The organism is Rhizobium sullae (assembly GCF_900169785.1).
GTDB classification, from domain to species: domain Bacteria; phylum Pseudomonadota; class Alphaproteobacteria; order Rhizobiales; family Rhizobiaceae; genus Rhizobium; species Rhizobium sullae.
The window spans coordinates 198,081-207,882 of sequence record NZ_FWER01000003.1; the positions used below are offsets into that span (position 1 = coordinate 198,081).

Annotated in this window: 7 protein-coding genes; 3 read left to right on the top strand and 4 right to left on the bottom strand. The window is 61.6% G+C overall.

Annotation, left to right across the window (positions count from 1 at the left end; genetic code table 11):
- Positions 1-10 precede the first annotated feature (10 nt).
- The gene (dnaG, locus tag BN1800_RS04625) at positions 11-1,996 is read right to left on the bottom strand and encodes a DNA primase (protein WP_086994938.1); all 1,986 of its coding nucleotides are present in this window, start codon (positions 1,994-1,996) and stop codon (positions 11-13) included.
- A gap of 666 nt (positions 1,997-2,662) precedes the next feature.
- On the opposite strand from dnaG, the gene BN1800_RS04630 reads away from it, so the two are divergent.
- On the top strand, positions 2,663-3,520 hold the full coding sequence (locus BN1800_RS04630) for a hypothetical protein (RefSeq protein ID WP_027508630.1): 858 nt from the start codon (positions 2,663-2,665) through the stop codon (positions 3,518-3,520).
- A gap of 1 nt (position 3,521) precedes the next feature.
- On the opposite strand, the gene BN1800_RS04635 is transcribed toward BN1800_RS04630, so the two are convergent.
- Positions 3,522-3,974 (bottom strand): GatB/YqeY domain-containing protein, encoded by a 453-nt coding sequence (locus BN1800_RS04635; protein WP_086994941.1) that lies wholly within the window; start codon positions 3,972-3,974, stop codon positions 3,522-3,524.
- 274 nt (positions 3,975-4,248) lie between these two features.
- Here BN1800_RS04635 and carA point away from each other — a divergent pair, with 274 nt between their 5' ends.
- On the top strand, positions 4,249-5,454 hold the full coding sequence (carA, locus tag BN1800_RS04640; RefSeq protein ID WP_027508628.1) for a glutamine-hydrolyzing carbamoyl-phosphate synthase small subunit: 1,206 nt from the start codon (positions 4,249-4,251) through the stop codon (positions 5,452-5,454).
- Between the two features lie 227 nt (positions 5,455-5,681).
- Here the strand turns inward: carA and aspS are convergent, their stop codons facing one another.
- Entirely contained in the window at positions 5,682-7,472 is a 1,791-nt protein-coding gene (gene aspS, locus BN1800_RS04645) for an aspartate--tRNA ligase (RefSeq protein ID WP_086994944.1), read from the bottom strand.
- Between the two features lie 258 nt (positions 7,473-7,730).
- Here aspS and BN1800_RS04650 point away from each other — a divergent pair, with 258 nt between their 5' ends.
- Complete coding sequence (locus tag BN1800_RS04650; protein WP_086994947.1) at positions 7,731-9,122, top strand: multicopper oxidase family protein; 1,392 nt, start codon at positions 7,731-7,733, stop codon at positions 9,120-9,122.
- A gap of 458 nt (positions 9,123-9,580) precedes the next feature.
- Here the strand turns inward: BN1800_RS04650 and BN1800_RS04660 are convergent.
- A partial coding sequence (locus BN1800_RS04660) for a zinc ribbon domain-containing protein (RefSeq protein WP_210191270.1) occupies positions 9,581-9,802 on the bottom strand: 222 nt, incomplete at its 5' end.

Sequence of the window (9,802 nt, forward strand, 5' to 3'; positions counted from 1 at the left end):
CCGCCGTCCATCAATGGCTTGCCGCGCCTTTGACGCGGCCGGAAAGCACGCCGAAGCCATCGATGATGGCTTCCTGGTTTTCCAGCCGAAGGCCTTCGAAATGGACTTCCTGCAGCGCGCGCATCAGCTGGTCGATGACGTCGCCGTCCCCGGCTTCCGTTGCCTCGGCGATCTCGCGTTCGAGCTCGATCTTCTGCCAGCGCAACGCCTTGGTGCGCTTGTGGAAGGCAAGCGCCTGGCGGTAGCCCTCACGGGCATCCTCCATAGCCGCCTCCTCCGTCGCGATCCAGAGGCGGGCGTTGCGGATCTGCTGCTCCAGGCCTTTGAGGAGCGCGCCGAAGCCCTGCTCCTCCAGGCGCTCGATCAGATATTCGCGCGTCAGATGCTGTGCGGCGACTGCCGCCGCAGCGCCCAGCACGCCGGACCAGAGGCGCTGAAGCTCGCGATTGTCGTAGTCGATCGAAGCGATTTCGTCATACTCGTCCTGCATCAGCGCCGGATGATTGACGATAGTGAGGGCGAGCACGCTTTCCCGTAACGCCGGAATTTCCTGATGTCCGCGCACGAGGCCCGATCGCGCAAGGCGCTCGGAAATACCGCCGCCGGAGATGCGCGCACCCCGCGCCTCCTGCTGCCCGCCACGCCCACCCGGCCGACCGCCACGATCGAAGCTCCGGCGTTCGCCTCCGCGGTTCTGGAATTGCGGCTGGAAGAATGCCTTTAGCCTGTCGCGGATATCCTGCTGATAATGGCGGCGGACATTTTCGTCGGCGATGACAGCAACCATCTGCTTCAGGCGCGCTTCGAGTTCGGCGCGCGCTTCCGGCGTATCGAATTTGCCCGTGTTGATCTCGCGGCTCCAGAGCATTTCGGCCAGCGCATTTGCCTGGCTCATCACCTTGTCGAACGGCGCGCGGCCGTCATGGCGCACGAGGTCGTCAGGATCCTTCCCGTCGGGCAGCAGCGCAAAACGCAAGGTTCGGCCGGGTTTCAGGTGCGGCAGGGCCAGATCCCCGGCGCGGTTGGCCGCGCGGATGCCGGCGCCGTCACCGTCGAAGCAGAGTACCGGCTGCGGCGTCATCTTCCAAAGCAGCTCGAGCTGGTTCTCGGTAAGGGCCGTGCCGAGCGGCGCGACGGCATTTTCGATGCCGGCCTGATGCAGCGCGATGACATCCATGTAACCTTCGACAACGATGATGGTCTGCGCGCCGTCCGCACCTTGGATCGCTCGCCGGGCGCGCGCGAAGTTGTAGAGTACGTTGCCCTTATGGAAGAGCTCGGTCTCATTGGAATTGAGATATTTCGCCGCCGCATCCGACGACATGGCGCGGCCGCCGAAGGCGATCACCTTCTCCCGCGACGAGAGGATGGGAAACATGATGCGGTCGCGGAAACGGTCGTAGCTGACTGGCACCTCGGGGCCATGCACGACGAGGCCGCAGGCCTCGATCTGCTCCTTGACCACACCCTTGCCCGCTAGGAACTCCTTGAGCGCATTGCGGCTGTCCGGCGCAAAGCCCAAACGGAAGGTGTCGATTGTCCGACCCGTCAGCCCGCGGTCGCGAAGATAGGCCCGCGCCCGCGCGCCGTTTGCCGTCTGCAGCTGGTCCTGGAAGAACTGCGTCGCAAGCTCCATCACATCCTGAAGCGAGCCGCGCTCCTTCTCGCGCTTTTCCATCACCGGGTCGGCGATCGGCATCGCGACGCCCGCCATATCGGCAATCTGCTGCACGGCTTCGGGGAAACTCAGGCCCTCAAGGTCAGTCAGAAAACGGAAATGGTCGCCCGTGACGCCGCAGCCGAAGCAATGATAGCGGCCCTTGCGGTCTTCACAATGAAAGCTCGGCGATTTTTCGCCGTGGAACGGGCAGCAGGCCCAGTAATCGCCGCGCGGCACGTTGGTCTTGCGCTTGTCCCAGCTCACACGACGGCCGATCACATCCGAAATCTGGACGCGGTCGCGTATCTCGTCGAGAAAGGAATTGGAAAAGCGCATATGAACCCTCGTGACCAACCATCATATACGCAGGTTTGGTGGAACGTGCCATGAACTTTGACGGAAAGACGCGCTATTCACAGGCTTTGGCCGCGCAGCGTACATCGAAGAATGTCAATCACAGAAAGCCTGAACCACCAGGGAGACGGGCTGCGACAATTGTGCACAACGATGCGCGCCGCCTCGTTTCCACAATTTCTCCAGACAGGAATAGGGATCTCACAAAAATCTTTAAAAACAAAACTTTATGATATTATTCCGGGAACGATAGAAGCGGCTACCGCCCGACCATTGTCTGTCATCCGCAGGTGCAGAGGCAGCATGCGATCGAATTATTATATTTTTGTAATTTGAATCCCCTGCCGCACCGCAATACCGTCCACCCCAACAAGCGATCCCCGAGCGAGGCTCCATCCCTACCCCCGGCGCCGCCTCGCAAGGGTGCCTTTGCAAATACGCCGCTGGTTTGGGTTTCGGCCCGCGTCGCCAGCGACAGCAAAGAGCAAGAAGGCAGGAGCACCCCCCAGCTCCTGCCTTCTTTAATTTTGCGCTTTAACCTTGCCGGTTAACTGACCGAAGCAATTTTGCAGCATCCTTGTGCAATGTAACATTGACAGGCGCATCCTTCGTGCCAGATGGAATACGTGTGCCCGCCTGGATTGTTCGATGTCTAATACCGCAGAAAAACTTGCAGCCGATGATCGTTTTTTTGAAGCGGTACTGCTCTGCGCCAATGAAATGCTTGCAATTTATCGCGACAGCCCACGCATTGCCTCGATCTTTGCCGCGCAGCAGCGCTGGTTGATGGCGCACGCCGGGTTTGCGCTGCACTACGGCTATCCGGACGGCACGACGAAGGGGCTTTATTCCGGCCGCTTTGTGGAATTCGTCGTCGCCAACAAGATCGCCAGCCGCAATACCGCTGCCGCTTTCATGCAGGAAATGCTCGCCTATCGGTTTCTGAGGCCGGCAATCGGGCAGAGCGATCGGCGCACGCGGCTGCTTGAGCCGACGGAAACGGCCGAACAACATTTCCTGAAATGGCTGCTCGCCCATCTGTTTATCCTCGATGGGCTCGACGGTGGAAAGCGTGTCGAACGGGCAAGTGCCGACCCATCGACCATCGGCAAAATTCAACCGCTGATTGCCAAGGCGATCATCGAGACCGATGCCGTGCGCGATCCCGGCAAGACCTTCAATCTCTTCAACTGGGCAAATTCGGGAGGCCTGGTCATGGATTATCTGATGACGCGCCTGCCGGGCTTCGACCGGTCGAAGGAGCGGATCGCTCTTGGTCCCGTATCGCTCGGCGAAATCCGCGCGCAGTTCATGATTTCGAACACGCACCTGAAGCGCCTGCTTTCCCAGGCTGCCGAAATGGGGAGCGTCGGCTGGGAAGCGCCGCCGCGCAAAGGCGATCTCTGGCTCTCGCGCGGCTTCATTCTCGAATACTGGAATTATCAGGCCGCGAAGTTCGCGGTCGTCGATGCCGCGGCCGAAGCGGTGCTTGGCCCGGCTGTTTAGCCTACTTCAGCAGCTCCTTGACTGTGCCGGACGCCTTGGCGAAGTCCATCTGCCCGGCATAACGCTCCTTGAGCGCCGCCATGACCTTGCCCATGTCCTTCGGCCCCTCTGCGCCGGTTTCCTCGATGATCGCGGCGACATTCGCCCGCACTTCATGCTCCGAAAGCTGCTTGGGCAGGAAGTCCTGGATGACAACGATTTCGGCACGTTCCTTGGCGGCGAGTTCCGGACGGGCGTTCTCTTCGTAGATCTTCGCCGATTCGTCGCGTTGCTTCACCATCTTGGCGAGGATCTGCAGGATCTCGTCGTCCGAAGCCTCGCCTTTGCCTGTGCCGCGATTGGCGATATCGCGGTCCTTGATCGCCGCCTGGATCAGGCGGACGGTCGAGAGCCGTTCGGCATTCTTGGATTTCATCGCGTCCTTGAGCGCGGTGGCGAGCTGATCGCGCAGCATTATCTTCACTCCTGTTGAATGGCGCTTCATAAACCAGCCCGATGGCAGGGATCAAATAAATTGCGAGATTCGCGTAAGAAAGCGCAGGAAAAGGCCACCGATCCGCGCTAGAAAGATTGACGCCGGGGCATAGCGCGGCTATCTACCGCCACCTGCACCAAAATTCGTGATCAGGCCTGAGATGCGCTGCGACAAGCTGCGCTCATACGCTTGCGAACACAAATGGCAGTCTGACGGCCCCGAGACGTCGACACCTGCCGGAAACGGGATAAAGATGACCGCGACAGCACCCTGGACAACCGAAAAGCCGACCGCCCTGCTCGTTCTGGCAGATGGAACCGTGATCGAAGGCAAGGGCATCGGCGCGACCGGCAAGGTTCAGGCCGAAGTGGTCTTCAATACGGCGCTGACCGGCTACGAGGAAATCCTGACCGACCCCTCCTATCTCGGCCAGATCGTTACCTTCACCTTCCCCCATATCGGCAACATCGGCACCAATGACGAAGACATCGAAGACCTGACGCCGGCAGCACGCCACGGCGCGGTCGGCGTCATCTTCAAGGCCGACATCACCGAGCCTTCCAGCTACCGCGCCGCAAAGCACCTCGACACCTGGCTGAAGGCCCGTGGCGTCATCGGCCTCTGCGGCGTCGATACGCGCGCGCTTACCGCCTGGATCCGCGAGAACGGCGCACCGAACGCGGTCATTGCCCATGATCCGAACGGCGTCTTCGACCTTGAAACCCTGAAGGCGGAAGCCAAGGCCTGGAGCGGCCTCGAAGGCCTCGATCTCGCCAAGATCGCGTCTTCCGGCCAGTCGTCGCAGTGGGCTCAAACGCCGTGGATATGGAATGAAGGCTACGCGGAACTCAACGCCGACAAAACAAAATACCATGTCGTCTGCCTCGATTACGGCGTAAAGCGCAACATCCTGCGCCTCTTTGCCGGCCTCGATTGCAAGGTCACGGTCGTTCCGGCGACGACGAGCGCCGAAGATGTGCTTGCCATGCAGCCGGACGGCATCTTCCTGTCAAACGGCCCGGGCGATCCGGCGGCAACCGGCGAATATGCCGTGCCGGTGATCCAGAAGCTGATCAAAACGGACATCCCGGTCTTCGGCATCTGCCTCGGCCACCAGATGCTCGGCCTCGCGCTCGGCGCAAAGACCGAAAAAATGCATCAGGGCCATCACGGCGCCAACCATCCGGTGAAGGACCATACGACCGGCAAGGTCGAGATCGTCTCGATGAACCACGGCTTCGCAGTCGACACGAAGTCATTGCCAGAAGGCATTGAAGAAACTCACGTTTCTCTCTTCGACGGCACGAATTGCGGCCTACGTGTTTCAGGCAAGCAGATCTTCTCCGTTCAGCACCATCCGGAAGCCTCCCCCGGCCCGCAGGACAGCCACTACCTCTTCCGCCGCTTCATCAACATGGTGCGCGAGAAGAAAGGTGAAGCAGCGCTCGCCGAGCGTTGAACCGCCCCTGACGGCCAAGTCAAAAGCCCGGATGCCCTCAAGACAGTTGCCTTTGCGTGACGTGCTCTTTGCGGCGCCGGCCGGCGCTGATAGGCCGCGTCCGGTGGTCCGGCCGCTGATCGGCGCGCGGGATCGGCCGTTCATTGTTGCCGGCCGCCCCCGAAGTGGATGTCCAACTTTCGGGGGCCATTTCATGGCTGCGGGCGTTTTACTCCGTTACGAAGAACTCAGTCCTTCTTGATCGGCGGGATCGGCCGGATCGCCAGTTCGCGCAGCTGCGTCGGCGTTGCCGGCGACGGGGCGCCCATCAGGAGGTCCTGCGCCTGCTGGTTCATCGGGAACAGCGTCACTTCGCGCAGGTTCTTGGCGCCGACGAGCAGCATCACGATACGGTCGATGCCGAAGGCAGCGCCACCATGCGGCGGCGCGCCGTATTGGAAGGCACGATAGAGACCGCCGAAGCGATCCTCGACGTCCTGCTGGCTCAAGCCCACCTTTTCGAAGGCGGCGACCATCAGTTCCGGCGACTGGTTACGGATCGAGCCCGAAGCGATTTCGAAGCCGTTGCAGACGGCGTCGTACTGGAAGGCCTTGATTGTCAGCGGATCCTGGTTCTGCAGTGCCTCCAAGCCGCCCTGCGGCATGGAGAAGGGGTTGTGCGCGAAGTCGACCCGCTTCTCTTCCTCGTTCCATTCGAAGAACGGGAAGTCGACGATCCAGCAGAGCTCAAAACGGTCGCGGTCGATGAGGTTCAGCTCGTCGGCGGCGCGGTTGCGTGCTTCGCCTGCGAACTTGTAGAACTTGTCCGGCTCGCCGGCGACGAAGAAGCAGGCGTCGCCGTCATCGAGGCCGAGCTGGGTACGGATTGCATCCGTGCGCTCTTCGCCAATGTTCTTGGCAAGCGGGCCTGCGCCTTCGAGCTTGTCGCCCTCCTTGCGCCAGAAGATGTAGCCAAGGCCCGGCTGGCCCTGGCTCTGCGCCCAGGCGTTCATGCGGTCGCAGAAGGCGCGGGAGCCGCCGGTCTTTGCCGGGATCGCCCAGACCTGAACCTTCGGGTTGGATGCGATCATGTTCGCGAAAACCTTGAAGCCTGAACCGGCGAAGTGTTCGGTCACCGCCTCCATGACGATCGGGTTGCGCAGGTCCGGCTTGTCGGAGCCGTATTTGCGGATTGCCTCGTCATAAGGAATGCGCGGCCACTCCTGGGTCACCGGCTTACCTTCGGCAAACTCCTCGAACACCTTGGTCATCAGCGGACCCGTGGCATTCCAGACGTCCTCCTGGGTCACGAAGCTCATTTCGAGGTCGAGCTGGTAGAATTCACCCGGCAGGCGGTCGGCACGCGGGTCTTCGTCGCGGAAGCAGGGTGCGATCTGGAAATAGCGGTCGAAACCGGCAACCATCAAGAGTTGCTTGTAAAGCTGCGGCGCCTGCGGCAGGGCATAGAAGGTGCCCGGATGGATGCGGCTCGGCACCAGGAAGTCACGTGCGCCTTCCGGCGAGGAGGCCGTCAGGATCGGCGTCGAATATTCGGTGAAGCCGATATTGCCCATTTCGCGGCGCATGGCAGAGATGACCTGGGTGCGCTTGACGATGTTCTTGTGCAGCGTCTCGCGGCGAAGGTCGAGAAAGCGGTACTTGAGGCGGACGTCTTCCGGATAGTCCGGCTCGCCGAAGACCGGCAGCGGTAGTTCCTTGGCGGCGGAGAGAACTTCGATCTCCTGCGCGTAAAGCTCGATCTCGCCAGTCGCCATCGCCTTGTTGACGGTGTCTTCGGTACGTGCCTTCACGAGGCCGTCGATGCGGATGACCCACTCGCCGCGAACGGTTTCCGCCATCTTGAAAGCCGGCGAATCCGGATCGGCAACGACCTGCGTGATGCCGTAATGGTCGCGAAGGTCGATAAAGAGAAGGCCGCCATGGTCGCGAACGCGGTGGACCCAGCCGGAAATCCGGACATTCGAGCCGACATCCGCCTTGCGGAGGGCTGCACATGTGTGGCTGCGGTAGCGATGCATAATGTCTAATCCTGGTATTTTGGCTTGAGACGGCAGCAAGGGGCTCGAATGGCTCTCCGGTGCCGACAAGAAAATCGGGCGGAAAAGCGCATGGACGGTCCGATTTGTCAAGGCTTGGGCCGCATCGAGCAGCACTTTGGCGTGGTTTATTCGGAAGCCCAATGCAAGGCAACTGCGGCAGTTTAGCCTTCACTTCTTTATTGATGAAACCTGCAGTCAACTTTAAAGATGACGCCATTGTTGTTGCCGGAGCGCCAGATGCCCCTACTCACCCGCCGCAATCTGCTGAAGGCGTCCGCCATCGCCGGCGCTTATGGCGCCGGCATGGCTGTCGCCGGCAAGTTCGGCTTTGCCGGCTCGGCACCCGAACCGCGGGTGCTGCGGGCGGTGAAGACCGAGGCTTCGCTGACCGCTGCCGGGCCGACGAGGGGTGTCATGACCTGGGGCGACGGTGGTCCACCGCCGGTGCTGCGCATGACCCGTGGCAGGCCCTATGCCGCGCGCCTGACCAATGCTCTAGACGAACCGACGACGATCCACTGGCATGGCCTGCGCATCGACAACCGGATGGACGGCGTGCCCTTCATGACGCAGCCCTACGTCTATACCGGCGACAGCTTCGACTACGCCTTCACGCCGCCGGATGCCGGCACCTTCTGGTACCACCCGCATTGCAACACGCTTACACAGATAGGGCGCGGCATGGCCGGCGCGATCGTCGTCGAGGATCCGGCCGATCCGGCATTCGATGCAGAAATCGTGCTCAACCTGCGCGACTGGCGGCTCGGCGGAGACGGGCAGTTCATTGCGCCCTTCCGTCCGCGCGACGCGGCAAAGACCGGCACCTACGGAACAGTGCGCACCGCGAACTGGCAGCAGGAGCCGCAATATGATGCGCCGGCCGGCGGCCTTGTCCGCCTGCGCGTCGCCGTGACAGATGTCACCCGCGTCTTCTCGCTGCGGATGGAGGGCGCCGAGGCGACGGTGATTGCCATCGACGGCAATCCGGTGCCACAGCGCTTTCCGCTTGACCTGCTCCAGATCGGCCCCGGGCAGCGGCTGGATCTTGCCGTCAGGATGCCGGACAGCGAGGGCGCTGTAGCGATTCTGGAGGATATTCGGGGGACTGCGCCGAAAACAATCGCCAGCCTGCGCGCCGTCGGACAGTCTCTGAAACGCAATGCGGGCGACCTTGCCCCGCTTGCCGCCAATCCGGTCCCGCACGCCGATGTGTCCTCCGCCGAGAAGATCCCGCTGGTGCTCAGCGCCACGGCGGAAAACGCATCCGCCGACAGCATATGCGGCACGCTGGGCTACACTTTCTGGGCGATCAACAGGGTGCCATGGCCGGGCGACATTGCCGGTTCGGCCGCTCCGATTGCCGAGCTGAAGCTCGGCAAGAGCTACGTCTTCCAGCTCGAGAACGTGACGCCGCACTTGCATCCGATCCATCTGCACGGCATGAGCTTCACCGTTATTTCGTCCTCGACGCGACAGGTGATGCCGCTCGTTTCCGACACCTATCTCGTCCAACCCGACGAGAAGGTCCAGCTCGCCTTCGTCGCCGACAATCCGGGCGACTGGGTGCTGCATTGCCATATCATCGAGCATCAGAAAACGGGCATGACGAGCTATGTGCGGGTTGTTTAAGATGCCGGCAACGTCCCCGCCCTTCTAGGCCATTTGGCGAGGCAAGTCCCCTCGCCCCGCTTGCAGGGAGAGGGCGAGGGGAATCTTCGGCATGACGAGACCTCTCTTTGTATGTTGCATAAAGCTTTCCGCCATAGTTGCATTACCTTTAGCAGAGAGTCGTACACTGAGAGGCCTCCCGCTGTGAGCGGTATCGAAATCTTCTCTTTCATTGTTCTGCCTGCGATGGTAGCCGCCGGAGGCTGGATTGCCATGCTCGCCAACGAACGCAGCAATTGTAGGAAGCATCGTGTGACTTCTCCCCGCCGTGAAGGACGGGGCTTCCGGTCTTGATCACGCCGCATTCGCGCGGGGACTGCTACCGTCTTCTTCCTGCTTCCGACCCGCAACCGGGTTCGATTCACAGGCCATCTCCGGATGTCCGCCGGTTCGGGCCTTGCGGCCCAGGTAAAGGATGTTCAGCGCCGCATTGTGGTCGGCGCAGGCGGCGTGGCCGCAGAGAGGCACTGGAACGTGTCCCTGTCGGGACGGTTGGCCGCCTCGATGTGTCCGCACGCGTGACACCTCTGCGAGGTGTAGGCGGGGTTGACGTAGTAGACGCCGCCGCCGGACCGGCGCATCTTGTATTCGATCTGCCTGACGGTCTCGCCCGGCGAGACGTCGAGCATGGAGCGGTTCGA

Coding starts and splice junctions, on each gene's coding strand:
- dnaG (WP_086994938.1), bottom strand. CDS start 1,996: ATGCGCTTTTCCAATTCCTTTCTCGACGAGATACGCGACCGCGTCCAG.
- BN1800_RS04630 (WP_027508630.1), top strand. CDS start 2,663: ATGTCTAATACCGCAGAAAAACTTGCAGCCGATGATCGTTTTTTTGAA.
- BN1800_RS04635 (WP_086994941.1), bottom strand. CDS start 3,974: ATGCTGCGCGATCAGCTCGCCACCGCGCTCAAGGACGCGATGAAATCC.
- carA (WP_027508628.1), top strand. CDS start 4,249: ATGACCGCGACAGCACCCTGGACAACCGAAAAGCCGACCGCCCTGCTC.
- aspS (WP_086994944.1), bottom strand. CDS start 7,472: ATGCATCGCTACCGCAGCCACACATGTGCAGCCCTCCGCAAGGCGGAT.
- BN1800_RS04650 (WP_086994947.1), top strand. CDS start 7,731: ATGCCCCTACTCACCCGCCGCAATCTGCTGAAGGCGTCCGCCATCGCC.